The organism is Anaerobacillus arseniciselenatis (genome assembly GCF_001865995.1).
Lineage (GTDB): Bacteria > Bacillota > Bacilli > Bacillales > Anaerobacillaceae > Anaerobacillus > Anaerobacillus arseniciselenatis.
The window spans coordinates 95,652-119,633 of sequence record NZ_MLQQ01000040.1; the positions used below are offsets into that span (position 1 = coordinate 95,652).

The following is a 23,982-nucleotide window of genomic DNA, read 5'->3' on the forward strand; positions in this document are numbered from 1 at the left end:
TATTTATATTGAATTTTTATTCAACAGTCACTAAAAAAATTTAAATTACTTTAATGAATTTCATAATTCATGATTCTCGCCACTAAGATCAATATATAGTTGCGTCAAAACCATTCGCAAACTATATATTGCATGATGGGGCTCATTTTTGGTAATTATGGAATTTTCACTCACTTAACTCTGCTGTAATCATTGTCATTGCCTGATCTAACTCATCATATGTCACAGTTAGCGGTGGTAAAAGTCTTATAACATTAGGTCCCGCATTTAAAACTAATAAACCTTTATCCCTTAATGAGGATATGACTAAACTAACATCTTGGTGACACTCAATTCCAACCATTAAACCTTTACCTCTAATTTGTTTTACAGCTTTACAATCACTTAAAACGTTCTTTATACTATTAAAGAAATAATTACTTTTTTCTTCTATTTCTTTTAAAAAACTTTCTTGAAAAACCGTTTGAATGGTTGAATAGGCAGCCGCCATTGCTACAGGGTTCCCTCCAAATGTAGAACCGTGACTTCCCGGTCCAAAAGCATCAATAAGAGATTTTTTACCGATGAGCCCACCTACAGGAAAGCCATTCCCTAACCCTTTGGCAACCGTTATAATATCTGGTGATAAATGATAATGCTGGTAGCCAAATGCCTTCCCTGTTCTACCAATCCCAGTCTGCACTTCATCTACTACGACTAGACAGTTATACTTATCTTTTAACTGATTAATAGTTGCAATAAATTGTTCAGTCGCTTCATGAACGCCACCTTCTCCTTGAATTACTTCAAGAAAGATCGCTGCTACATCATCATCCATAGTACTTGTTAACGCTTCTGAATCATTATATGGAAGATAAGTAAATCCTTGTAGTAAAGGTTCAAAACCTTTGTGAATTTTCTCTTGTCCTGTTGCTGAAAGGCTTCCCATCGTTCTACCGTGGAACGACTGCAAAAAAGTAATAATCTTCTTTTTCCCTGTCGCCTTTCTAACTAGTTTAATAGCTGCTTCGTTTGCTTCAGCCCCACTATTACAGAAAAATACAGCATCTCCACTAGAGTTGGAAACTAAAAGATTCGCTACTTCTTCTTGCCCTTCAATATGAAAAAGGTTCGAAACGTGACTCACTTTATTTAATTGATTGATTATCGCTTCATTCACAGTAGGATGACAATGTCCTAAGTTACAAACGGCAATTCCTGCGACAAAATCTAAATACTTTTTTCCATCGTCATCAACAATCGTAGTTCCGTATGCTTCCTTCACCTTCACAGGCCATTTATTATAGGTCGGGAATAAACAACTCAAGATAACACCTTCTTTTTTCTATTTTGAGTTTTGAGTTTTGATTGATTCTAGTATTGCTACGAAGCAAAACACATCGCAAACTCATCACTCATAACTCAATACTGCTTCTTTTGTTTTTACAATTTTCGTTCCGACAAGTTCGCCATTGCACATTAAGTTATCAGCTTTACCATTTATAATAAAAACCTCTTCAATATTTCCTTGGAGGCATTTGATAGCACCCTTTACTTTAGGGATCATCCCTCCATAAATTGTGCCGTCATCAATCATTTCTTCAATTTCTGAAACTGAAACTACTTTTTGTAGTTCATTACCTTTCATAATCCCATCAACATCGGTAACGAAAACCATTTTTTGGGCAGAGAGGCTATCAGCAATGGCTGCCGCTGCTGTATCAGCATTAATATTAAAATGTGTTCCTTCATCACCTAACCCTACTGGAGCAATTACAGGAACGACGTTAATTGATAAAAGTTTCTCCAAGAAATGATCGTCAACTCCAATCACTTCTCCAACAAAACCTAGTTCTTCTTGATTTATTGCTACTGATTTCAATAAAGCTCCATCACAGCCACTTAACCCTAAGCTTGTCACTCCTGCTAACTGAAGTTTTGTAACTAGAAACTTGTTCACTTTACCAGTTAACACCATCTCAACCACTTCTAAAACTTCCGACGTTGTTTTCCGTAATCCATTAACAAACTCACTTTCAACTTCTAACTTTTCTAATAGTGCATTTATTTCAGGCCCACCACCATGTACGATGACCGGTGTCATGGTTTGTTCTTTTAATTGTTTCATACTTAAAAAAAATTGATCGGAGAGCTGTTGTAATGTACTCCCTCCACATTTCACAACAATGACATCATTCATTAATACTCCCCCTAAAATTAAGTTCTGTAGCCAGCGTTTATTCTTACGTAGTCATAAGTTAAATCACAGCCCCATGCTTTACCAAAACCCTCTCCTACTTTTAGGTCGACTGAAATGACGATATTTTCAGTTGTTAAATACTGTGTTGCTTCTTCTTCAGAAAATGGGAGTGGCATACTATCTTGTAATGTTTGAATTTCACCAATAGAAATATCAATCGTTTCCGGATTGATATCTGCCCCACTGTAACCAATTGCACAAATAATGCGCCCCCAATTTGCATCAGTACCGTAAATCGCTGATTTGACAAGATCTGAACCGACAATCGCCTTTGCTACTTTGCCCGCCTCTTCGTCATTTTTTGCACCACTCACTTGAACTTCAATGAGCTTTGTCGCCCCTTCACCATCTCGAGCTATTTTCTTAGCTAAATGCTCACATGTCATTTTTAAACCAAGAACAAAGTGCTCCCAATCAGGATGATCTTTTGTTAATGATTGATTGTTTGCTAATCCACTTGCCATTGTTACGACCGTATCATTTGTTGACGTATCTCCATCAACGGTAATACGATTAAAGGTTTCATCAACCACTTCACTTAAAGCTACTTGCAGCCAATCCGGTTCAATATTTGCATCTGTCGTAATGTACGCTAGCATCGTTGCCATATTAGGATCGATCATTCCTGAACCTTTGGCAGCTCCACCAAACGTTACCGTTTTTCCATCAATTGTTGTTCGAAAACAAGCTCTTTTGTTAATTGTGTCTGTCGTTAAAATCGCTTCATTAAACCGTTCTGCTGAATCAAACTTCACTTGTGTGAGTGCTTTTATTTTTTTTATTCCATTTATAATTTTATCTATTTGTAAAAATTCACCAATGACCCCCGTTGATGAAACTGCTACATAATGCTCTGGGATCTTAAATACATCTGCTGTTGAACTACGCATTGAATATGCATCTTCAATTCCCTTTATTCCAGTACACGCATTGGCGTTTCCACTATTAACGATAATTGCTTGTAATTTTCCTTCTTTTGCAATACTTTCTTTCGTCACTTTTAGTGGAGCGGCTTGAACTTTATTTAACGTATAAACGGCTGCACTACTTGCAGGAACCTCACAATAAATAACTCCTAAATCTAACCTATATCTTTTCACACCGGTGTGTATTCCCGCTGCACAAAAACCTTTCGGTGTAATAATACTTCCTGCTTCCACAGGTGTTACAGATAAATGCTTTGTTGCTGTATCCATGAAATTCACCTCTTGTTTTTCTTTAACGTTTATGGAAAAAGCGGTGGCCCATTGAGTCCTGACGCTTCATCAATTCCTAACATCACATTTAAATTTTGGATCGCTTGCCCTGCGGCCCCTTTTACTAGATTGTCTATGACTGCTACAACTGTAATCCACCCTGTTCGCTCATCATACGTAACACCAATATCACAGAAGTTAGAACCGTAAACTTCCTTCGTCGCCGGATACTCACCTTGTTTACGAATTCGAACAAATGGCTCTTTTTCATAAAATTGTTGATATAATTCTACAAGTAATTTCTGTGACGTCTTTTCCAGCGGCTTACAATAAATCGTCGCCATAATTCCTCGTGTCATCGGTACTAAGTGTGTATTAAATTTTATTGGTTGCAATTGTGGACATACAGTTTTTAATCCTTGCTCAATTTCCGGTATGTGTTGATGTTCGTTCACTTTATAAATACGAAAGTTTTCATTTACCTCACAAAAATTAATTCCTAAACTAGCTTTTCTTCCTGCTCCCGATGCACCGGATTTAGCATCAATAACGATTGACCCAGAATCAATATTGATATTTTTTAACAGAGGGGATAATCCTAATATAGTTGCTGTAGGATAACACCCTGGGTTAGCGATGAGCTTAGCTTCCTTCACTTGTTCCCGATTAAGCTCAGTTAACCCATAAACTGCTTTTTGTAAAACTTCTTTTGGTGCAGCCTTTTGCTTATACCAAGTTTCATAAACTTCAGGGTTTTTAAAGCGGAAATCCCCAGATAAGTCAATGACTTTTACCCCATTTTCAACAAAGCCTGGCGTAAGGTCTTTAGAAATCCCTGAAGGTGTAGCCATAAAAACAATATCTGCATCCTCTGAAATTTTTAAACTATTAATCTCTTGTAAAGGTAAGGAAGTGATTTGATTTAACTGCGGATAACTTTCACTAATTTCCACACCTACTTGTGATGATGAATGAACAGTATAGTCTTTAATATATGGATGTTGATGCAGAAAACGGATTAATTCTGCTCCACTATAACCAGTTGCCCCAATAATCGCTGCTTTCATTTAGATCCCTCATTTTTTAAAGATTTAAATCGCACAATTGAATGTTGTTTTTTATTATAATGTTGAATAAAAATAAAATCAACTGTATTTTTATATTTTTCTTAATTTTCACTTCAAATCTTATTCACATTGCAAATAAACGGTTACATTCTTTTTGGATAATTTATGAATATACAAGTTATAAATTTTTATACAACTTTATACATGTCAAACCTTCATGACGGAAATGCCACTATCTAATATGGAAAAAGCGGGTGCTTTCCCTCACTTTACCTTGACCTTCTGACGAATCTCAGACGTTCGTTCGCAAAAGCACCCGCCTTTTTTCATAAAAAAACGACATCATGATGTACTCGTTCTATTAAGTTGTAAATTTGATATTTTTCCAACTTTCCAACTAACCAACAAACCAACTATCCAACTCAAAAAAAAGAAGCTACCATTACGGTAACTTCTTAAATGTGGATGTTTTATTTTGCGCTTTTCTAATTAGCCTCCACTTACAGGTGGGACTAGGGCTACTATGTCATTAGTTTTTACGACGTCTGTATCGTCTACATATTCTTCGTTAACAGCGATCATAGCACGGTCAACAGGTAGCGCCGGAAATTTATCTTTTAAGTATTCCTTCACTTCATTTACTGTTAATTCTGCTTTTTCAATCGTAAGCTCTCTTGAGCCTACGATTTCCTCTAACTCTGCAAAAAATAATACTTTAATCATGATAGATGCTCCCCCTCTGGTTTCCCTGTTGGGTATGGAGTTTTTTCTAATTGATCACCCATCCACTTTTCTCCATCTTCCCAATGCTCTTTTTTCCAAATAGGAACGATTTCTTTTATTCTTTCAATGGCATAACGACTAGCGTCATAGGAATCTGCTCTATGTGGTGTGGAAACAGCAATTACAACCGCTATATCAGTGATGTCTAGACGACCAATACGATGAGTAATTGCAACAAGAGCATCTGGCCAACGCTCCTGAATTTCATCACCAATTTGAGCTAATTTCTTTTCAGCCATACTAATGTATGCATCGTATTTTAAATAAATCGTTTTCTTATCTTTCGTCATTTCACGAACCGTACCGATGAACGTATTAATGGCCCCTGCATTTGGGTGAACGACTTTATCAACTACTTCTTGAATAGAAATAACTTCATCTGTAATTAAAAATAATTTTTCACTCATTGTCCTGTCCTTTCAGCTTTTGTAATATAAATTGTAAGTATTTTTCCTCTTCCTCTATGCGATAATAACGTATCGAATCACTTTGGACTTCTTTCGGTAGGGTAATCCAGCTAATAACACAAAAAATATTTTCTAACTTCGATAATAATATTAAATCATCTGCTTGTTTTATTAGTACTATTTTTGGAAAAGGAGATGCCTTGAACCCTTCTATGACTAGAACATCGATTGGAAAGTTTTTATACAGATCAACAAGTTCTGTAGGCTCCCAACTTTGTTCGTTTAACACGTTAAGCTGCAATTCACCTTTACTTACAGCACCCGAAACTACAGCACCTGCTTTTCGATGCTTCCAAGAATCTTTCCCATAATCTAGCGAAATAAGTTCCCCACCATGACCGTGGTGTTTCAATGTTCCTACCTTAAAGTTCTCTTTAGTAAAACATATAACTAGCTTTTCTACTAGAGTCGTTTTACCACTGTTACTAAAGCCAGCAACTTGAATCATTTGTTGCGTCATTAAATAAACGCCCCTTTATTTTTCTAAAATTTCTGAGCTACCTTCACCGTTTAATAATAACACATCAACGACATCACCTTTTTTAAACCCACGAGTTCCTCCAGGTAATACAACTAACGCATCAGAATTAGCGAGCGACGTAACTACCCCAGATTTGTCTAAACCTACAGGTTCAGCGAATATCTTCCCTTCCTCGATCGTCATTTTACTACGAATAAAACGAACGAACGGATTAGGCTTTGGAAAGTCTGCCTTTAAAATCCCTTGTACCTTTTGTAAATGTGGCTTCGGATTACCTAAATATAACTGTACCCATGGACGAGTTAATAACTCAAACCCTACATAGCACGCCGAAGGATTCCCAGATAACCCAAATAAAAGCTTCCCTTTATATTCGGCAACAGTCGTTACACTTCCTGGTCTCATTGCAATTTTATTAAATAATACATTGGCACCTAGCTTCTCGTAAATCGCCGGTAAGTAATCAAAATCCCCTACGGATACTCCACCTGTAGTAATTAAAACATCAACCTCATCTAGTGCATTTACTACAGCTTCGTAGCAACGATCAAAATCGTCAACTAATTTACCGTAATATTTCGGTACTGCACCCGCTTTTAAAATTTGTGATGTAATCATATAAGAGTTGCTGTTACGGATTTTTCCAGGCTCTAACGGTTCTTCGACATCAAGTAATTCTGTACCTGTCGCATATACACCGATGATCGGTTTTTTTCCTACTGGAACTTTATTGTAACCGAAAGTAGCTAAAAGCGCTTTCACTCCTGGGTCTACTTTTCGCCCTGCTTCAACGAGAATATCGTCTGTTTTCGTTTCCTCGGCCTTAAAAGAAATGTTATCCCCTGGTTTAAATGAACGTTTTAACTCAATAAAAGTTTTCCCATCACGTTCAATTTCTTTTGTTAACTCAAACATAACGATCGCATCTGTACCTTCTGGCATTTCAGCTCCGGTCATAATACGAATAACTTGTCCTTGTTTAGGTACTCGTTTCGCTATCGCCCCTGCACCTACTGTTTCAATTACTTCAAGTTCAATTGGTGTTTCTCTCGAAGCATCTACAGTATCTTCTGAACGAATGGCAAAACCATCTAAAGGAGACCGATCAAATGGTGGTATATCATGATCCGCTTTAATTGGTTGCTTTAAAATACGTCCATCACTATCATTAATGGAGACATACTCTAATTCTCCTTCTTTAGCAAATTGCAATACTGCTTCAACCGCTTCATTTATTTTAATTGGTTTACGTTCTGTATACATTTGAAGTCACACCTTTCACAATTCTAATTACATTTTAACAAATATGTATAGGGATAAGCTATGAACTTTTTCACAGTTCGCATTTTATTAACATTATTTACAAGGATTTCACATTCTTCATTCGTAGGCCATTTTTCATACAAAACGCACATGACGACCATTCCGTCACCATCTAATATGTAAAAGGCGGATGATTTTCCTTCACTTCGCTGTAAATCTCTATCGAGTTTTAGAGGCTCGTTCAGGACTTCATCCGCTTTTTTTCATACAAACCCCTCATCGCGGCTTACCATCATCGTTTATAATAAAAATGTGAAGAGCCAAGCATTATGCTTGGCTCAGTTCCAAATAGGTAATATTTCAATTTTTTAAAGAGATTTTCTTATAAAACCGGCGAGGGGATCACGATGACCACCTCCGCTGAAAAAACGAGCGCTTTCCTTTCCAACTAACCAACAAACCAACTGTCCAACTAATTATATTAATGCATATGCTTTTCGGGACGTTCATCTGGGATTTCTAAAATCTTGTCCACATCAACATCACCGACAACAAATTGGTGTTTTTCCATTCGGTGCATTCCTCGGGCGGTAACGTGATAATAAATGTAATAGACTCCTACATCTCGAGCTGTCCAAGATACTTCGTAAGCCCCTTCACCTTCATTGACTCCTTCTAAAAGTTGATACGAATCAGGATTTCCATGCTGCCAAATTTCAAATACAACTTCATTCGCATCAGTCACAGGTTCACCTTTTTGAGTCACTACTGCTTCCGTAACCATTTCATCATCAACTACTAATTGTGACTTCATATTTAACTCAACTTTAATAGGATCTAGTAAATTGATCTCTTCTACCTCTTGTTCTTTTACATTATTACAAGCAGCTAATAATAAAATAAGAAATAAGCTAGTAACAATTATTTTTTTCATAAACATCTCCCTAACGCAGGATAGATTTTAAATCTCTTAAAATCGCATTCTCATCAAAATCGGAATCCCCGTCATAAAAACGAATGACATTCCCATCACCATCGACTAAAAAGAAATTCACACTATGCATAATATCATTGGAATCAGGTAGTTCTTGGACGAGAGATTTAAACGACTCTCTCGCAAAAGTAGATATTTCTTCAACAGTGTATCCCGTAAGAAAATGATAATTAGAAAAATCAGCGCCATAAGCTTCTCCGTATTTTTTTAATGACCCAGCATCATCAAAATCAGGATCTACTGTAAAAGAAACAAACTGAAGGTCTAGGCCTTGTTTATTCACTTCTTCTTGAAGTGCGATGATATTTGGTGTCATCGTCCGACAAACCGTTGGACAACTAGTAAAGATCATATTCGCCAACCAATACTCTCCTTCTAAATCTTTCGTACCAAAAGCTTCGCCAAATTGATTTGTATACTCAAAATCATTCACTTCCCATCCTGCCTCCGATATATCTGTAATCGCATCAGATTTAGTTGTAGGCTCACCATATAAGAACCCGCAGCTAGCTAATATCAGCATTATAGAAATAGTTAAAAACATTTTTATTATTTTCATCAAACCACCTACTATTTAATATCTGGATTCATCACTTCAAAGTTTGGAATCACGACTGGTTTCCGTTCGCGCTTCCACCATTGTTTAAACGTATAGCCAATGGCAACACCGTAAACCAATTCTTGCGTGACCTTCATAATTGCACCACCAAATTGTTGATCGTGTTGTGGCGATAACGGTGGCAGTGCGTTTTCACCGGAAAATAATTCATATGGAATGTCTGAACCAGCTGGCAGACAATAACCCATTGCAATTGACCAAGTATTTACATCCGTATACATCGCATATAAAGGGCCACTTGCAAAAATAACTAAAACACATGCAGGTGTAAATAAAACCCCATTTGCGAACATGTAGCCGATTTTCTTCAATTCTGTAAGTTGTTCTGCCATTTTAGGAAAAACTGGGATAATATGCCACCACATTAAAAAAGCCGCAAATAACATACCGAGTTGATATATATTGTGCAAACCACTATTTGTCATTAATCGATCAAACGTAAACGGCAAATGATAAAAAGAAAACATTGCATTAAATAATATTAATCCCATCAACGGTTTCCCTAAAACTTTTAGTGGCAACCTAACAATCGAAAATTTCCAAAAAGTTTGTAAAAACCAATGCGGAATTCCTAATAAAAGCAATGGGGGAGCAATTAAATAAACGATCGCCATCGAGAACATATGCATACTAATCATTAAATGTCCAAGAACATATAGCGGACCGCCAAAACCAAAATAGACGGCTATTAACCCTAAATGAAAATAGACTTTTTTCTTCGTTGGAACTTTTTCGCTATCTTTAAAATGATATCTAAGAGGGCCTGTAATCGCAAAATATAGGCTACTAAATAATAATAAAACAACGATCAATTCCGGTGTCCATATCGTCCGAAATGTAAAAGATGAAAAGAATTGCTCAATCATAACTAACCTCCCAATAAGAAAAGCGTAAGGCGCCCGCCTATCGGCGAAAACAAAAGCGCAAGCGAAAATTAATGTAGTCAAAAATTCATCTATATCATTTATAACATGAATACGGTGTTAATAGGTATTATTATGTTTTGGTAATTTGTAGTTTTGAATTTTGAGTTTTGAGTTTCCTTAGCATTGCTTCGAAGTATCAACCAATAAAATTTAAATTAATAATCAATTTAGACAATTTTTTAATAAAAAGCTAGAATAAAGAAATGCTAATGAATTTCTTTATTCATATTATCGCCATTAAGTAACTATAGGTAGTTGCGTTAAGCCTTTCGCAACTACCTATAGTTAGATATGGCTCATTTTAGGTAATTATGAAATTCATATTTGTAAATATTGTTTTTTTAAGGAGGAATTATGGAACAACATATTATTGCTATCGATTTAGATGGCACGCTGCTCACTGATAGCAAACAAATTTCTGAACGAAATAAACAGGCGATACAAAAAGTGCGTGATGCCGGACATATCGTTTGTATTGCAACTGGTCGACCGTACCGAGCAAGCTCACTGTACTACCAGGAATTAAATTTAAATACACCGATTGTTAATTTTAACGGCGCTTTTGTTCACCATCCACTTCATAAAGATTTTGGTTATTATCACACGCCACTTGAGCTTAATACAGCTAAAACAATTATCGAAACTTGCGAAGCCTTTCAAGTAAAAAATATTATGGTTGAAATTGTTGATGATTTTTACTTAAGGTACTATGACGAAGTATTGATAGAAACGTTTACGATGGGCGATTCTCCAGTAAAGTTCGGGAATTTACACCATATATTAACTGATCACCCAACCTCTATATTAATTCATCCTAAAGATGATCATGTTCGAGAGCTAAGGAGTTTACTAAAAGAAGCGCATGCAGAGGTGATTGACCAACGAGTATGGGGTGCTCCTTGGAATGTCATTGAAATTGTCAAAGCTGGCCTTAATAAAGCAGTAGGTTTAAATAAAATTAGTGAATATTATTCCATTCCTAAAGAGCGAATTATCGCTTTCGGTGATGAAGATAACGATCTAGAAATGATTGAATATGCTGGAGTTGGCGTTGCAATGGGAAATGCGATTGATGAATTAAAATCAATTGCCAATAAAACAACATTAACAAACGAAGATGACGGTATCGCCTCCTTTATTGAAGATTATTTTAATTTGTAATACTAAATTCTTCCCTGTTTATTATCCGAATTGTTCGCAGAAAATAAGTTTGTACATGTAATACTCGAAGCATCGAATGCTTATTTAATTAGATGTTTCTGTTTACCTCACTCGGATAAAAAAGGAGAGAAGTAAAATGAGCAAAAAATCAAAATCAAAACGTTTTGTAAAACAAGGTAAAGATGTAGTTCAACCTAATAATGAGCGCTCCCGTAATGTTAAAACAATGGCTGAAGCCGAAAATCCAAACTTAAATCAAGGTGATTGCTAATGGGAAATCGTTTATTTCAACAAGCGAGAAATGCAGTTGAGCAAGCGGAAATGCAAGTACAAAGTGCAACAACACCTGAACAACTCGCTCTTGCCCAAGAAGAAATATTAAAAGCAAAAAATAATCTTTCATCGGCCTTTGCTCAATCAACAACCGCTGAAAAGAGGCAATTAGCTGAGCTACAAAATAACATAGAAAATCTCGAACAAACTTTACCTGAAGAAATGAGTTAAATTTTAAAGAGCATTTACACTTTTTAACTGTCTTGAGGATCAATGAACTTTTAGCATCATAGTCATTGATCCTCAAACAGCAAATATAGTATTTGTAACAGTCAAGGAGACAATTTACAATTCAAAATTTAAAATTATATGTAGGTTTAGCTACGAAGCTTCACCCTCACAATTGTAAATTTTTAATTTTACATTTTAAATTAAACGAGTTTTACCTCCACCTGTCCCACAAAGAAACTTATTCCCTAATTATTCAATAATATCGTCGTTAATTTAAAGGATTTTTGTTACAATTAACGAATATGTTGTATTGAGGATAGGAGGGGTCATTTTGAATGTCTTTTTAGTTGAAAATAATGCCAGTGAAAATTTAAGAGAAAACATTGCTGACCTCATGATGGGACAAATGGAGCAGATCGGTGATAGTGATTCATATACAAAGCTTAAAGTTTCGATTGATTTAGCATTAGAGGAAGGGTCGACCGCTAGAATTTTTGCTGTAGAAGAAAACGAACGGATTATTGGCCTTGCTTTCTTTAACTTAGCACTAAGTTTAGAAAAAGGGGGCCATTATATATGGTTAAACGAACTATACGTTCATAAAGAATACCGTCAAAAAGGTATTGCTAAAAAGTTATTATTACATATAATTTTTTGGGCTGAACAAAATGATTTAAAGGCGATCGAACTAGAAACAGGAGTAAACAATATTGCTACAAAGAAGCTTTACAATTCATTTGGATTTTATGATATAGTTTCTAAAAGATATGGATTAGATGTTTTTTGAGATCATTCTTGGCAAATGATTCCCTCTCTTCGGGCGACAAGCTCCGTTAGGTAATCATTTGCCACTTTTGATTCCCTTCCTTCACATGACTGCCCCGTTTCGAAAGTCATTTGTCCCTTTTGAGACAACCTCTTTTTTACAGTTATATTTCATTTACTTTTATATATTTTTTACTTCTTTTCAAACTGTCCACTTCATACTTATATAGAAATAGCTTTAGATTTTCTTTAGTAAGGAGTGTTAAGATGGTTCCACATTTTTTCGAAGCAGAATTTCATGATTTCCAAGTAGAACTATCCAAGCAATCGCTTCAGCAATTCATTAATAAGATGATGGAATACCAATGCTCACTTTATTGGCGTTATAACGATGAAATCATATATTTAATTATAGATACAAATCACTCCATTCATGAAATTCCCTTCAAAAAAAACGGTAACAAACTAACGATTAACGTCGACTGCTTAAAAGTGAGTGAAGAATTAGTTGCCAAAGCTCTTGAATTAATCATGACAGAATATAGTGGCAGCGGTTTTATTAAAACGTACACAGAAGGACCACAGTATATTACATTTTTTAAAGAGGGTGTTATTCAATCTATTACTGAAATTGATGGAGGTGAAAAAATCGTTATGAATCAATACGGTGCAATTATTGAATATCGAGATTTTGACCACGACCTTGATCCAGACACGATTATTAATATTATTGGTATGGAAATTGACTATACGTTAATGGAGCTTTACGAATCTCTCCAGGCCGAAGATAAAAAGTCCATCAATGATCAAAAACTAAAACTTAGACGGCTATTAAAAAGAAAAAAAGAGATCCAACAGTTATTGTAAAAATGCCAAGCTAATCGTTAATAAAGGGTCGGAAGTCCATCACAAGCCCAGCAAAAATTTAGACAGAAAAAAAGAGATTTATTCAATGACTCATGAATAAACCTCCAAAAAATAAAAATTGAAAAACCACTTTTGATTATACTATAAAAACGAGTAAAAGTTAGCTGTGTATTATTACCAGCTAACTTTTTTGTAGTACTTTAGTGAACGAGCGTTTGTATAAAAGTTGATTTGTTGGTTAGTAGCTAGCTAGTTGGTTAGGACCCTCGCCAGACTTTCCTTGTTGAATGTTAGATGGTGGCGACAAGCATGCCACCATGAAAGCTTTGTATGAAATTATCCTTTTTAGTTAATAACATGTAAAGAAACTAACTAACATTGAGGAGGAATTTCATTGGTTGATCTTAATTGGATGATGTTTATCATGATTATTTTAGCAAGCTATCGTTTCACTCATTTAATTGTTTTTGATAAGATTACTGAATTTATTCGAAAACCGTTTTTAAAACAAAAAACAATTTCCGATCACGGACACGAGAAAACAAAAAAGGTTCCTGATTCAAAACTCGGCTATTTATTAAATTGTTATTGGTGTGCTGGTGTTTGGAGTGCCATTATTTTCGGGTTAGGTTATATACTTTACCCAACAATCTTTATACCTGCTATTTTTATTTTTGCCATTGCTGGAGGACAAACAATCCTCGAAACATTTGTTGGTGTCGGTACAAAAGCTATTCAAGCTTTAAATAAACATTCTGAAAATTAATCAGTAAATCTTTTTAATTCATCCATTAATTGCCGCGAACGTTTCGCATTGCCTTCTGCAAATTCCCTAAGGCGAAGCTTTAATTCTTCACTTTCATGGACTCGTTCTGCGGCAATTAAATACGTGCGCATCATTTCTTCTTCATTATTTAATGCATCTTGTAAAGTTTGTTGGATGTCATTATGATTCATCTTAATCACCTCAAGTTTAGAATCCCCAATATATATAAATCCATACAAACCACCACCATCTCAGATGAAAAAAGCGGATGATTTCCTTCACTTCACCGTGATCTTCCACTAAATCTCAGAAGTTCGTTCGCGAAAAATCATCCTCCTTTGTTCATACAAAACCGTCATGACGATTAATCGTCACCATCTAACACGAAAAAATCCGGTCGATTTCCCTCACTTCGCTGTAAATCCGTTCCGGCTTTAGAGGCTTGTTCGGAAAAGTCGACCGTCATTTTATTTACATACAAAACGTGCATGACAGCATATCCGTCACCTTCTAAAATGTAAAGATCTATGGTTTTGCCTTTCCAACAAACCAACAAACCAACAAACCAACAAACCAACTTTTCAAAAAAAATTACTTAGGTTGTGATGATTATCACCTCATTAAACTTGTTTATTATGTACACTTACCTTATAGAATTTATAAATTACTTGTAATTACAAGGAGGAAATAAACATGAATCATAACTCACCTTGCTTTGGAGGGTTTGGAGACCCAAATGAAATCAACTATTGTGCACCATTAAAGCAACTAATCGATGAACATCCATCACTTCTTGCAAAAATGGCAGAGTTTAACCAAATGGTACAAGCGTTTGAAGCTGATGACACAATTACAGATTGGAATAATGCGATTGACCAACTTCACGAAAAATTATCAATTTTTATTGCCGAACTAGAACCTCATTCAGATCGTGAAGAAGATGTACTTTTTGAGATGATGGTTAAATACATTGGCCGTGAAGGTGGCCCTATTGCAGTAATGGAGTACGAACATAACACTGCAAAACTTAATCTAAAGGAATTTATGGATAAAGTAGCTTTCATAAAAGAAAACGAAAAAACAATTACAAAAGAAGAAGCATTTGACTTGTTCCGTCATTTAAAAATTGTTTATTTAACGTTAACTGACCATTTTATGAAAGAAGAAAATATTCTTTTTCCGATGGCAGAGAAAACTTTGTCAGATGAGGAAAAAGAGGAATTAGCGATTCAATTTAAAAAAATTGCATAAATAATGAATATCGTCTCCATCTAAACATGTAAAAGGCGTGTGATTTCCATCTCTTCGTTGCTTATTTCTTGACCAAATAAGAAGGCTCGCTCAGGAAATCACACGCCTTTTTTCATACAAAGTCTCATGACGATTTATCGTCACTATCTAATATGAAAAAATTCCGGTCGATTTCCCTCACTTCGCTGTAAACTCGTACCGACTTTAGAGGCTTGTTCGGAAAAGTCGACCGTCATTTATTTTCATACAAAACCAGCATGACGATTTATCGTCACTCCAACATGTAAAAATCAAGTGTATTCCATTCAAACTTACCAACAAACCAGCTGTCCAACTTTTTAATGCAGTAATCTGTTATCTTGATCGTCTCCATTACTGATGTGCCCAATACCTTCCTGAAACATTTTCAGACGGAGCTTTTCATATAAATATAAAGCAATCATCTCAAACTTCTCTTCTGCTTTTAAGTCTTGATATAACTTATCCAATTCATGACTTTTAAACCCGTCTAATATTCCGTAAATAATCACTAGTACATCTTCTTCATCACCTGTTAAATGATCTTTATACAATTCAAAAACATCATCAACCATTTTCAATATACTCACCTCTTTCTTTATACATAATAATAATTTGTCGATAAACATCACTATCTATTATAGAAAAATCGAGCTCCTACCTTTCAAAATAACCAAATAACCAACAAACCAACTATCTAGCCTTTACATACATAAGCCTATGGGAGTAAAATATTATTTATTTACTATAATGAATTTCATAATTCATTATTTCCGCCACTAGGATCAATATATAATTGCGTCAAAATCATTCGCAAACTATATATTGCGTGATGTGGCTCATTTTTGGTAATTATGAAATTCACTCACTAAAATGGTTAAAGGGGACGAAAGCATGTTTTTCTCCGGCTCGGTACAGGAAAAGAAATCAGATTATCTAAAAGGACTTTTAGCAGGTGTTAGTATCGCAATCGGTTATTTGCCTGTTGCTTTAACTTACGGCTTTATTGCTGAAACAACTGGCCTCACATTACTTGAGACGATCGCAATGAGTGCCTTCGTTTTTGCAGGCGCTGCTCAATATATGTCATTAAGTTTAATTGCTGTTGGAACAGGAGCATTTGAAATTATTTTTACTACGTTCATTATTAATATACGTCATTTATTAATGAGCACTGCAATCAGTGAAAAAGCTGTTAAAGACCATCCAATCATAAAGGGGCTATATGCTTTCGGAATGACCGACGAAGTATTTGCCGTTTCCTCAACAAAAGAAGGAAAGCTGACAAGTTCATATATTTTAGGGGTTGCTTCAATTGCATATTCAAGTTGGGTGATTAATTCCGGCATCGGTTATGCGATAGGTACTTCGTTACCGGCGACATTGCAACAAAGCATGTCGATTGCCTTATATGCATTATTCATCGCTTTATTAATACCGTCGTTAAAAAAACATCGAAAAATTGTTTGGCTCGCCGTTTTCGCAGCGATGTTAAATTCAGTCTTAACCTTATTCATTGCTACTGGCTGGGCAATTATTATTGCCACGTTAGTGTCAGCCATTGTGATTGAAATCATTTACTCAAAAAAACAAAATTTTTATGAACAGTCAGATCACAAGAGTAAAGGAGCGTAATTGCTAATGTCTCAAACAATGCTTATCATCATCTTAGGGATGGCCATCGTTACATATATCCCACGAGTTTTACCTCTTGTAGCAATGAATGGAAAGGAATTACCGCCAAAGGTAAAAGCCGTCCTGCAAAATGTCCCTTACGCAGCATTAGGAGCGCTCATTTTTCCAGGGATTCTTTTTATTCAAGATGATATTTGGTTCGGTATTATCGGTGGCACCACAGCAATAGTAATCGCTCTTTTAGGAGCTAACTTAATCATCGTTGTTATAAGTGCCATTACAGTATTATCACTGTATTCAGTATTTTTTTAACTCATTTATAAAAGGCTTTTCGACAGATTTCTTGCCTTTTTTAGTCGTAGCCAAGCATTCGCTTGGCTATACTCTATCCATAAAAAAATGATTTAAAGTTTCATACCGATTTGTTTTATGACGGTGTTTCGTACTACAATAGAAGGATACATTGAAATTATAAGTGGTGACATATGGAAAAGATAAAATTGAACTTAATTACCGACCATTTAAATGAAGACCTTGATTCGACTTGGAAGCATTTCACAAAAGTTTTACGTCCGTTTGTCGGTGACGTTTACCAAACCCTTTCTAAATCAGGTCATTTTAACCATGAGCAATTCGAAAACATCGTACAGCTTTTTTTCGAAGATTTGCAAAAAACTACAGAAGATAAAAAAGATCAATATACAATCATCGCTATGACCGTTCTTACTGAGCAATTATTAAAAAAAGCCATCGATTATGATACTTACCGCTTCCGTCAAAATCGATTTTCTGCTTTTTTTAACGAGTTGTTGCACCAGGGATACCCTGTAATGAAGCGAGAAGCTACAAAGGCACGATCTCCTTTCTATGATTGGTATACGTCACTGTTATTTGATCAGTTGATTCATGGTGAGCAGACCTCTCCTATTGAAAAACTAGTGACGACATGGTTACTTTGTGAGGAACGAGAAAATATTTTAATTAAACATGCCGAAAAATTAATAAAAAATAATCGCAAGCAAAAATCGTTTCATATAAAGCTTGCAAGTCTTTTATATTTACAAGCCGATGACGGTGTACATTCGTTAACATTATTAAGAGACCTTCAATCGACACTGCACTATAGTGAATTAATCGATCATTTTCTTATTATGGAACAAAAACATGAATTTGAGATGATGAAACATTGGTTTGAAATCTTCTTCCCTTACGATAAGCCAAAACAAGGAAGCACTCTAGGAAAATTATATGAAGAGATGTTAATAGAAACAGGTACTGACGAAGAGAAATTAACAATTGTTTGGAAAAATTGGCTTCAGCAACCTTCTTTCTCAAGCTATATTTCAAGGGTAAAAAAATGTAACAAAAAGGAAAAAGAAAAAGTATTACATTTTATTATTCCACAGTTACAAGCAGATCTATATCGCCCGCAAACCGAAGCGACATATTATCAAATCGTTACAGAAGAAGAGCTGTTTGAAGAAGGGATTGAGTCTCTTTTAACAGCTAAAAAAGAGGTCACAACGCTCTCGCCGGAAATTGAAAAACTAATAACAAATGTAATGAAAAAACGACCAGAATTGCTACTTCCTTTTTTACATCAAGTCGTCGAAAGATTAGTTCAAAAAAAGTCTAGAATTCATTATGTTGAAGCTGTTCATAATATTAAGCAATTAAAGCTCATATACGAAAAGTTAGATCAACAACAAACGTTTGCGTTTTATGTGTCAGGTATTAAACGGAGGTTTAAAACTTTTCGGGCGTTCATTCAGGAGTTGAAAAAAATTGATTAATAGTTACAACCCTAACCCGGTCATTATTCATTGTGGTCTATTGAGAAAGCGAATAGGCTATAGCCTATTCATTTGGGGTGAGCAAAAAAAGCATAAGAAATATGTAGATATTGAACCTTTTAAATATCCGTTTCTTTATTCACCTTTTGGGTTAAAACTTTCTTTATTTCGAAATCATCAACCTTCTTTTTATGGGACTTTTATTGAGACTACTGAATGTCACATTCAGGTACCATTACAAAATCGTCTCTTTTTCAGTGAGGCTGGAAATGTACCGGTATATCACGTTCCAGCAACGTATGAAACTCATTTATTCCCGATCAATGGTTTAGAAATTTCCATTGAGGAACTTGATCAATTCGTTTCATCAATTTTACAATTAACAACGACATCACAATGGAAATTAGCTGATGACTTTCAATTCATTCAGGCGTTTTTAAAAGCAGTTTTACAAGAAATTCAACAAGGGAACATCATCCCAAATGAAAATGGAGAATGGGAAACTAGTAACTTCCCTTATCAACAATGGGAAGATAGTGCACCAACGTCTTTTTTAGCTCTACACCCTGCCAATTACTCGTTTAATGAAACAGCGATTGGCAATGTTTCATTAAAAGACTTTTCTATCTCTTTTACAAATGCATATATTCATAAAGTAATGAATTCGGACCATGAAATAAAAAAAGCTTACGATGCTCTTATACAAAACCAATCGAAAAACGTTAAAAACATGTTAGAACAGTTGCAAGAAGACGCACCTTTCTCACAATCTTTAGAAGCACACCAACAATTTCTAGAAAATATCGGTGCCGTTGAGGTGGCTCCTTTTAAGCTCGGAATTCGGGTAGAAGAGAAAAAATCACCCAAAGCTGATCACTGGTTAGTCACTTTATTTATTCAAGACCGTAAAGATCCTACGTTAATGATTGATGTTAGTGATCTTTTAGTTGGTCATCATCCTTGGCGAGAAAACCCGATTACATATTTTAATGAAGCTTTAATAAAAGGGAAAAATCACATTCATCAATTTAATAAGTTCTCTTTAACCTCCCCCTCCTTTGAGGCTACCATCGATGAGGTTTATGATTTTTTAACGGAAAATGAAGAAGCTCTTAACCAATTAGGAATTAAAATTCTCGTTCCAAGCTGGTGGCATAAAAAAGAAAAAGATTTTTCCGTCACCTTAACGCAAAAAGATAGGATTGAAACGAGAGGAGAAGCGGAACCTTTATTAAATTGGCAAGCGATTGCTGACTTTAATTATTCAATATCAGTTGGCGGAATTACCGTTTCTGAAAAAGAGTTCCAACAACTCGTTGATCATAAACGACCAATTGTAAAGTTAAGAGGAAATTGGGTATATTGGGACGTTTCTACGGCAGAAAAAATTCAATCAAAATTAATACAATATAAAGAAAAAAAGAAACTGACCTACATGGATGCTTATCAAATTCACCTCGAAGAAGATAAAAATATAAAGTGGGAAACTCAATGGAACGACAAAATCAATGAGTTATTAGAAGACTTAGCAATACATACGTGGAAAAAAAGAACAATCCCCAAAGCGCTAAATGGGGCATTACGCGCTTATCAACAAGACGGATACTCATGGCTATTAAATATGCGTAAAATTGGATTTGGGGCGTGTTTAGCCGATGACATGGGGTTAGGGAAGACGATCCAGACGATTACCTATTTACTTGCCGTAAAAGAAGCAAGACAAGGTGATTTAAATGAGCCTTTTCTTCTTATTTGTCCTACATCGTTAATCGGAAATTGGGAACATGAAATCCACACATTCGCTCCATCATTAAACATATATGTACACCACGGCCATAATCGCTCTACTAAAGAACAGCTAGGAGATTCACTTCATGAATATGATATTGTGATCACTTCCTACTCTCTATCTGTTCGTGATGAAGAGTTATGGATGTCCCGTACATGGGAAGCCCTTATTTTAGATGAAGCTCAACATGTAAAAAACATTGAAACAAAGCAGCGTAGGAGTATAAAGCAAATTACCGCTGTTCATAGGATCGCTTTAACAGGAACACCGATCGAAAATCGCTTAAAAGAAATGTGGTCAATCATCGACTTATTAAATGACCATTTTCTTGGCTCATATCAACAATTCTCGAAACGATACATTAAAGAGATTGAAGGCGAAAAACAAAATAAAGAAAGGCTACAAGAGCTAAAGCAGCTTATTTCTCCTTTTTTACTAAGAAGAACAAAACAAGACAAACACATCCACTTACAACTCCCTAGTAAAAAAGAGATCATTCATCGCGTAGGGTTAACTGTTGAGCAAGCTAGTTTATATCAAGCGGTCATTAACGATCTTTTTGATAAAATTGATCAAGTGTCGGAAATGGAGCGAAGGGCCCTTATTTTAAGTAGCTTAACAAAACTAAAACAAGTTTGTAATCACCCCGTTCACTACTTAAAAAATGGTGACGAGCTCGAAAACCGCTCTGAAAAATGGGAAAAACTAATGTTATTAGCTGAAACGATTGAATCAAATCAAGAAAAAGCACTAATCTTCAGCCAATATAAAGAGATGGGAGCGATTCTCAAAAAAGGGCTAGAGGCGAAATTCAATACCGAAATCCCTTTTTTACACGGAAGCTTAGAACGTCAAAAACGTGAGGCACTCATTTCTAAATTTACAAATGAGGACATACCGTTTTTTATCCTATCTTTAAAAGCAGGTGGGGTTGGACTTAATTTAACAGCAGCAACACACGTCATTCATTACGATCGTTGGTGGAATCCAGCTGTTGAAAATCAGGCAACAGACCGTGCCTACCGTATCGGTCAAACCGAAGATGTCACCGTTCATAAACTATTAACTAAGGGAACACTTGAAGAAAAGATTCATTTAATGTTGGAGAAGAAACAAGCCTTATCTGATCAGTTACTTAATACAAATGAAAACAAGCTTTCTGAGCTTTCTACAGATGATTTAGAACAATTTTTAACGTTACGCGTTTCTAATTTATCGTAGCTAGAAAAGTGTATGGCGCCTAAAGCTAGCCAAAGAAAAGCGCAGGCGCCTTGGTTAGCTTCGACAATCCAAATAAAAAAGCTCCGCGTCAGAGTAATGGCACAGAGCTAGAAGAAAGTTTAACAATTAAACTTGAGAGGTGGTGTGTTTAGTGGACAAAGAACAATTACCAAAACCATTTAATGAATACTGGAAGATCAAGAAACCACTCCCTACCAGCAATAGCACTTCGACTAATCACGAAAACCTCAGCAAAGAATGGAGTGATTTTTTGTTAGCGGTAAAAAATCGCGTTGAAAAGGATTTACAAGAAGAATGACGTCAATAGGACCTACTTGTGCTAACAGCGATAAGCTCTTAATACAAGTAAAGGTCCTTTTGCTATATCACGACCTTTTTTTCAATCATAAATTGTTGTGGATCAACACTTTCTCCATTCAAAGACATGATTTGGAGTTGTGCAGTTACAAAATACTCCCCTTGCTTCACTAACTCCCCATTTACCTTCATATCCCATTCATCCGTCCATGTGACCGTTTCTCGTGGCTTGATCTCCTTTATGACAATTGCCTGAGTAAACACTTTTCCTTCACTGTATTGGTATACAATAGTGCCCTTTCGATCACGAACAATAATCTCAAATTGCTGCCCAGAAGGAAATTGTAATTCAACTGTCTCTTCAGTTTGGTTCGTTAACGAAATTTCAAATTTCATGTTCCTCAATTCCCCCAGATACATAGTAGTGGCTATCCATATATCACCCTAATTTATTTATAAGTACGATAAGATGTACTTTATGCTAAATGATATAAATTTTTGATAACACTACTGAGTCTACCGCCACCATCTAACATGAAAAGTCAAGCGAGTGTCCTAACCAACAAACCAAATTTCTACAAATCACCCTCACATTTTTAATTTTAATATTTTTAAATTTTAGATTCTACATTTTAATTTAACGATCCTTCCTAAACATCCCATAAATCCCCGCCGTTTCAACGATATTCGTGAACGCTTTGTCATCAACGTTTGCAATTATATTTTGTAAACTATACAACTCGTACCTAGTAATGACAATCATCAGCATTTCTTTATCCTCTTTTGTATATCCACCCTTAGCAGGAATACGAGTAATACCCCTCGTTAATTTTTCATGAATGGCGATTTGAAGGTCATCAGGTTTTTTCGTAACAATCATTGCTGTTAGCTTCACATGACGAGTATGTATAGAATCGATAATTCTTGAACTTACATATAACGTGACAAGCGTATAAAGTGCTTTTTCCCAATCAAATAAAAAACCAGCAGTTATTACAATTAAGCCATTTATAACAAAGAAATAAATTCCTAGAGGTCGATCACTATACCTAGCTAAAATAAGTGCAATAATATCAACTCCGGCAGTTGAAGCACCATATTTTAAAATCACACCCGCGCCAATTCCGATAATAACACCACCAAATACTGAATTTAATAAAATATCCTCTGATATTGAAATAACCGGTAATACTTCAAGGAAAACGGTTGTAATTGCAACACTCAAAAAGCTATAAAGTGTAAATAACTTGCCAATTTTTAACCAACCTATTAACGCAACTGGAATATTTAACGCAAATAAATAAATCCCAGTCGATATAGGAGTAATCGCCGCCAATATTTGCGCAAATCCCGTGAAACCACTAGCAAAAACGTTCGCTGGTATGAGAAAAAAATTTAATGCAACTGCAACTAAGATTGATCCAATAGTATAGATGGACACCTTTTTAAAAGTTTCCACGAATTTTCCTCCTTCCATCCTTTATTTACTATTCCCAAAAACAATAAGTTCAATTTACACTCTCAAAGGTCGGAACAAAATCACTAGTTTAACTTTGTAATGATAAAAATGGTATTTCAATACGAACTTCATTTCCGCTTACATAGGAGTATTCGTTTTGGAGATAATATCGTTAGAACGATCTGAAAGGAGTTTTATGAATGCCTCATACAAAAGACGATGATAAAAAGAAGCAAGATAATAATGCAAAACGTCACATGAAAAATGTTTTAAGAGAAAAGAATGCAGAAGAACGCGGAGAAAGACAATTTTCAAAGAAAACAGATCATCTATAATAAGAAAAGCGCAAAGCGCCCGCCTATCGGCGAAAACCGGTGGAAGACCTGCCCGTAGGCGCTGA

29 protein-coding genes are annotated in these 23,982 nt (G+C 35.5%); 13 read left to right on the forward strand and 16 right to left on the reverse strand.

What is annotated here, in order from left to right; translation table 11 throughout:
- Nucleotides 1-166: 166 nt before the first annotated feature.
- The 11 genes from BKP35_RS13735 to ctaG form a co-directional block, all read right to left on the reverse strand.
- Complete coding sequence (locus BKP35_RS13735) at nucleotides 167-1,306, reverse strand: acetylornithine transaminase (RefSeq protein WP_071313934.1); 1,140 nt, start codon at nucleotides 1,304-1,306, stop codon at nucleotides 167-169.
- Nucleotides 1,307-1,390: 84 nt separating this feature from the next.
- On the reverse strand, nucleotides 1,391-2,179 hold the full coding sequence (gene argB, locus BKP35_RS13740; protein WP_071313935.1) for an acetylglutamate kinase: 789 nt from the start codon (nucleotides 2,177-2,179) through the stop codon (nucleotides 1,391-1,393).
- A 17-nt stretch (nucleotides 2,180-2,196) separates the two neighbouring features.
- On the reverse strand, nucleotides 2,197-3,435 hold the full coding sequence (gene argJ / locus BKP35_RS13745; RefSeq protein WP_071313936.1) for a bifunctional ornithine acetyltransferase/N-acetylglutamate synthase: 1,239 nt from the start codon (nucleotides 3,433-3,435) through the stop codon (nucleotides 2,197-2,199).
- A 29-nt stretch (nucleotides 3,436-3,464) separates the two neighbouring features.
- The gene (gene argC / locus BKP35_RS13750; RefSeq protein ID WP_071313937.1) at nucleotides 3,465-4,502 is read right to left on the reverse strand and encodes an N-acetyl-gamma-glutamyl-phosphate reductase; all 1,038 of its coding nucleotides are present in this window, start codon (nucleotides 4,500-4,502) and stop codon (nucleotides 3,465-3,467) included.
- 489 nt (nucleotides 4,503-4,991) lie between these two features.
- Nucleotides 4,992-5,225, reverse strand: coding sequence for a molybdopterin converting factor subunit 1 (gene moaD / locus BKP35_RS13755; protein ID WP_071313938.1), 234 nt, complete (start codon nucleotides 5,223-5,225; stop codon nucleotides 4,992-4,994).
- Nucleotides 5,222-5,692 (reverse strand): molybdenum cofactor biosynthesis protein MoaE, encoded by a 471-nt coding sequence (locus tag BKP35_RS13760; RefSeq protein ID WP_071313939.1) that lies wholly within the window; start codon nucleotides 5,690-5,692, stop codon nucleotides 5,222-5,224. The genes moaD and BKP35_RS13760 overlap by 4 nt, the downstream gene beginning before the upstream one ends.
- Nucleotides 5,685-6,212, reverse strand: coding sequence for a molybdopterin-guanine dinucleotide biosynthesis protein B (mobB, locus tag BKP35_RS13765; protein WP_071313940.1), 528 nt, complete (start codon nucleotides 6,210-6,212; stop codon nucleotides 5,685-5,687). The genes BKP35_RS13760 and mobB overlap by 8 nt, the downstream gene beginning before the upstream one ends.
- A gap of 15 nt (nucleotides 6,213-6,227) precedes the next feature.
- The gene (locus BKP35_RS13770; protein ID WP_071313941.1) at nucleotides 6,228-7,496 is read right to left on the reverse strand and encodes a molybdopterin molybdotransferase MoeA; all 1,269 of its coding nucleotides are present in this window, start codon (nucleotides 7,494-7,496) and stop codon (nucleotides 6,228-6,230) included.
- Nucleotides 7,497-7,977: 481 nt separating this feature from the next.
- Nucleotides 7,978-8,430 (reverse strand): FixH family protein, encoded by a 453-nt coding sequence (locus tag BKP35_RS13775; RefSeq protein ID WP_071313942.1) that lies wholly within the window; start codon nucleotides 8,428-8,430, stop codon nucleotides 7,978-7,980.
- 10 nt (nucleotides 8,431-8,440) lie between these two features.
- Complete coding sequence (locus BKP35_RS13780) at nucleotides 8,441-9,049, reverse strand: SCO family protein (protein WP_071313943.1); 609 nt, start codon at nucleotides 9,047-9,049, stop codon at nucleotides 8,441-8,443.
- Nucleotides 9,050-9,060: 11 nt separating this feature from the next.
- On the reverse strand, nucleotides 9,061-9,975 hold the full coding sequence (gene ctaG, locus BKP35_RS13785) for a cytochrome c oxidase assembly factor CtaG (RefSeq protein ID WP_071313944.1): 915 nt from the start codon (nucleotides 9,973-9,975) through the stop codon (nucleotides 9,061-9,063).
- A 411-nt stretch (nucleotides 9,976-10,386) separates the two neighbouring features.
- On the opposite strand from ctaG, the gene BKP35_RS13790 reads away from it, so the two are divergent.
- The 6 genes from BKP35_RS13790 (at nucleotide 10,387) to BKP35_RS13810 (ending at nucleotide 14,098) form a co-directional block, all read left to right on the forward strand.
- Nucleotides 10,387-11,196 carry a Cof-type HAD-IIB family hydrolase gene (locus tag BKP35_RS13790; RefSeq protein WP_071313945.1) on the forward strand — a complete coding sequence of 270 codons (810 nt, stop codon included), beginning with the start codon at nucleotides 10,387-10,389 and terminating at the stop codon, nucleotides 11,194-11,196.
- A gap of 136 nt (nucleotides 11,197-11,332) precedes the next feature.
- A complete protein-coding gene (locus tag BKP35_RS20135) occupies nucleotides 11,333-11,467 on the forward strand; it encodes a hypothetical protein (RefSeq protein WP_281244245.1) in 135 nt (44 codons plus the stop codon).
- Entirely contained in the window at nucleotides 11,467-11,700 is a 234-nt protein-coding gene (locus BKP35_RS13795; protein ID WP_071313946.1) for a DUF3813 domain-containing protein, read from the forward strand. The genes BKP35_RS20135 and BKP35_RS13795 overlap by 1 nt, the downstream gene beginning before the upstream one ends.
- 331 nt (nucleotides 11,701-12,031) lie before the next feature.
- Nucleotides 12,032-12,487, forward strand: a complete 456-nt coding sequence (locus BKP35_RS13800) for a GNAT family N-acetyltransferase (protein ID WP_337959648.1) — start codon at nucleotides 12,032-12,034, stop codon at nucleotides 12,485-12,487.
- A 245-nt stretch (nucleotides 12,488-12,732) separates the two neighbouring features.
- Nucleotides 12,733-13,332 (forward strand): hypothetical protein, encoded by a 600-nt coding sequence (locus tag BKP35_RS13805; protein WP_071313947.1) that lies wholly within the window; start codon nucleotides 12,733-12,735, stop codon nucleotides 13,330-13,332.
- Nucleotides 13,333-13,744: 412 nt separating this feature from the next.
- Nucleotides 13,745-14,098, forward strand: coding sequence for a DUF1360 domain-containing protein (locus tag BKP35_RS13810; RefSeq protein WP_071314113.1), 354 nt, complete (start codon nucleotides 13,745-13,747; stop codon nucleotides 14,096-14,098).
- Here BKP35_RS13810 and BKP35_RS13815 read toward each other — a convergent pair.
- Complete coding sequence (locus tag BKP35_RS13815; protein ID WP_084031684.1) at nucleotides 14,095-14,289, reverse strand: hypothetical protein; 195 nt, start codon at nucleotides 14,287-14,289, stop codon at nucleotides 14,095-14,097. The two genes, BKP35_RS13810 and BKP35_RS13815, sit on opposite strands and share 4 nt — an antisense overlap.
- Nucleotides 14,290-14,462: 173 nt before the next feature.
- Complete coding sequence (locus tag BKP35_RS13820) at nucleotides 14,463-14,651, reverse strand: hypothetical protein (RefSeq protein WP_071313948.1); 189 nt, start codon at nucleotides 14,649-14,651, stop codon at nucleotides 14,463-14,465.
- A 140-nt stretch (nucleotides 14,652-14,791) separates the two neighbouring features.
- Between BKP35_RS13820 and BKP35_RS13825 the strand changes: the two genes are divergently transcribed.
- Nucleotides 14,792-15,349, forward strand: a complete 558-nt coding sequence (locus BKP35_RS13825; protein WP_071313949.1) for a hemerythrin domain-containing protein — start codon at nucleotides 14,792-14,794, stop codon at nucleotides 15,347-15,349.
- Nucleotides 15,350-15,687: 338 nt separating this feature from the next.
- On the opposite strand, the gene BKP35_RS13830 is transcribed toward BKP35_RS13825, so the two are convergent.
- Complete coding sequence (locus BKP35_RS13830; RefSeq protein WP_245741976.1) at nucleotides 15,688-15,942, reverse strand: DUF6154 family protein; 255 nt, start codon at nucleotides 15,940-15,942, stop codon at nucleotides 15,688-15,690.
- A 319-nt stretch (nucleotides 15,943-16,261) separates the two neighbouring features.
- On the opposite strand from BKP35_RS13830, the gene BKP35_RS13835 reads away from it, so the two are divergent.
- The 5 genes from BKP35_RS13835 (at nucleotide 16,262) to BKP35_RS19645 (ending at nucleotide 22,124) form a co-directional block, all read left to right on the forward strand.
- On the forward strand, nucleotides 16,262-17,002 hold the full coding sequence (locus tag BKP35_RS13835) for an AzlC family ABC transporter permease (protein ID WP_071313951.1): 741 nt from the start codon (nucleotides 16,262-16,264) through the stop codon (nucleotides 17,000-17,002).
- A gap of 6 nt (nucleotides 17,003-17,008) precedes the next feature.
- Nucleotides 17,009-17,314, forward strand: a complete 306-nt coding sequence (locus tag BKP35_RS13840) for an AzlD domain-containing protein (protein WP_071313952.1) — start codon at nucleotides 17,009-17,011, stop codon at nucleotides 17,312-17,314.
- A gap of 173 nt (nucleotides 17,315-17,487) precedes the next feature.
- Nucleotides 17,488-18,795 carry a hypothetical protein gene (locus BKP35_RS13845; protein ID WP_071313953.1) on the forward strand — a complete coding sequence of 436 codons (1,308 nt, stop codon included), beginning with the start codon at nucleotides 17,488-17,490 and terminating at the stop codon, nucleotides 18,793-18,795.
- Entirely contained in the window at nucleotides 18,788-21,805 is a 3,018-nt protein-coding gene (locus BKP35_RS13850; RefSeq protein ID WP_084031663.1) for a DEAD/DEAH box helicase, read from the forward strand. Before BKP35_RS13845 ends, BKP35_RS13850 begins: the two co-directional genes overlap by 8 nt.
- A gap of 151 nt (nucleotides 21,806-21,956) precedes the next feature.
- Nucleotides 21,957-22,124 (forward strand): hypothetical protein, encoded by a 168-nt coding sequence (locus tag BKP35_RS19645; RefSeq protein WP_169819229.1) that lies wholly within the window; start codon nucleotides 21,957-21,959, stop codon nucleotides 22,122-22,124.
- A gap of 62 nt (nucleotides 22,125-22,186) precedes the next feature.
- Here BKP35_RS19645 and BKP35_RS13855 read toward each other — a convergent pair whose 3' ends face one another.
- Both BKP35_RS13855 and BKP35_RS13860 read right to left on the reverse strand, forming a co-directional pair.
- Entirely contained in the window at nucleotides 22,187-22,519 is a 333-nt protein-coding gene (locus tag BKP35_RS13855; protein WP_071313954.1) for a BsuPI-related putative proteinase inhibitor, read from the reverse strand.
- 241 nt (nucleotides 22,520-22,760) lie between these two features.
- Nucleotides 22,761-23,582, reverse strand: coding sequence for a YitT family protein (locus BKP35_RS13860; protein WP_420534833.1), 822 nt, complete (start codon nucleotides 23,580-23,582; stop codon nucleotides 22,761-22,763).
- A gap of 200 nt (nucleotides 23,583-23,782) precedes the next feature.
- On the opposite strand from BKP35_RS13860, the gene BKP35_RS19200 reads away from it, so the two are divergent.
- Complete coding sequence (locus tag BKP35_RS19200; RefSeq protein ID WP_139192886.1) at nucleotides 23,783-23,917, forward strand: DUF3941 domain-containing protein; 135 nt, start codon at nucleotides 23,783-23,785, stop codon at nucleotides 23,915-23,917.
- Nucleotides 23,918-23,982: the final 65 nt, after the last annotated feature.

Excerpts from the sequence above, each read along its gene's own strand:
- argB (WP_071313935.1), bottom strand. The coding sequence starts at position 2,179 with ATGAATGATGTCATTGTTGTGAAATGTGGAGGGAGTACATTACAACAG.
- argJ (WP_071313936.1), bottom strand. The coding sequence starts at position 3,435 with ATGGATACAGCAACAAAGCATTTATCTGTAACACCTGTGGAAGCAGGA.
- argC (WP_071313937.1), bottom strand. The coding sequence starts at position 4,502 with ATGAAAGCAGCGATTATTGGGGCAACTGGTTATAGTGGAGCAGAATTA.
- moaD (WP_071313938.1), bottom strand. The coding sequence starts at position 5,225 with ATGATTAAAGTATTATTTTTTGCAGAGTTAGAGGAAATCGTAGGCTCA.
- BKP35_RS13760 (WP_071313939.1), bottom strand. The coding sequence starts at position 5,692 with ATGAGTGAAAAATTATTTTTAATTACAGATGAAGTTATTTCTATTCAA.
- mobB (WP_071313940.1), bottom strand. The coding sequence starts at position 6,212 with ATGACGCAACAAATGATTCAAGTTGCTGGCTTTAGTAACAGTGGTAAA.
- BKP35_RS13770 (WP_071313941.1), bottom strand. The coding sequence starts at position 7,496 with ATGTATACAGAACGTAAACCAATTAAAATAAATGAAGCGGTTGAAGCA.
- BKP35_RS13775 (WP_071313942.1), bottom strand. The coding sequence starts at position 8,430 with ATGAAAAAAATAATTGTTACTAGCTTATTTCTTATTTTATTATTAGCT.
- BKP35_RS13780 (WP_071313943.1), bottom strand. The coding sequence starts at position 9,049 with ATGAAAATAATAAAAATGTTTTTAACTATTTCTATAATGCTGATATTA.
- ctaG (WP_071313944.1), bottom strand. The coding sequence starts at position 9,975 with ATGATTGAGCAATTCTTTTCATCTTTTACATTTCGGACGATATGGACA.
- BKP35_RS20135 (WP_281244245.1), top strand. The coding sequence starts at position 11,333 with ATGAGCAAAAAATCAAAATCAAAACGTTTTGTAAAACAAGGTAAAGAT.
- BKP35_RS13795 (WP_071313946.1), top strand. The coding sequence starts at position 11,467 with ATGGGAAATCGTTTATTTCAACAAGCGAGAAATGCAGTTGAGCAAGCG.
- BKP35_RS13805 (WP_071313947.1), top strand. The coding sequence starts at position 12,733 with ATGGTTCCACATTTTTTCGAAGCAGAATTTCATGATTTCCAAGTAGAA.
- BKP35_RS13810 (WP_071314113.1), top strand. The coding sequence starts at position 13,745 with ATGATGTTTATCATGATTATTTTAGCAAGCTATCGTTTCACTCATTTA.
- BKP35_RS13815 (WP_084031684.1), bottom strand. The coding sequence starts at position 14,289 with ATGAATCATAATGACATCCAACAAACTTTACAAGATGCATTAAATAAT.
- BKP35_RS13825 (WP_071313949.1), top strand. The coding sequence starts at position 14,792 with ATGAATCATAACTCACCTTGCTTTGGAGGGTTTGGAGACCCAAATGAA.
- BKP35_RS13830 (WP_245741976.1), bottom strand. The coding sequence starts at position 15,942 with ATGGTTGATGATGTTTTTGAATTGTATAAAGATCATTTAACAGGTGAT.
- BKP35_RS13835 (WP_071313951.1), top strand. The coding sequence starts at position 16,262 with ATGTTTTTCTCCGGCTCGGTACAGGAAAAGAAATCAGATTATCTAAAA.
- BKP35_RS13840 (WP_071313952.1), top strand. The coding sequence starts at position 17,009 with ATGTCTCAAACAATGCTTATCATCATCTTAGGGATGGCCATCGTTACA.
- BKP35_RS13845 (WP_071313953.1), top strand. The coding sequence starts at position 17,488 with ATGGAAAAGATAAAATTGAACTTAATTACCGACCATTTAAATGAAGAC.
- BKP35_RS13855 (WP_071313954.1), bottom strand. The coding sequence starts at position 22,519 with ATGAAATTTGAAATTTCGTTAACGAACCAAACTGAAGAGACAGTTGAA.
- BKP35_RS19200 (WP_139192886.1), top strand. The coding sequence starts at position 23,783 with ATGCCTCATACAAAAGACGATGATAAAAAGAAGCAAGATAATAATGCA.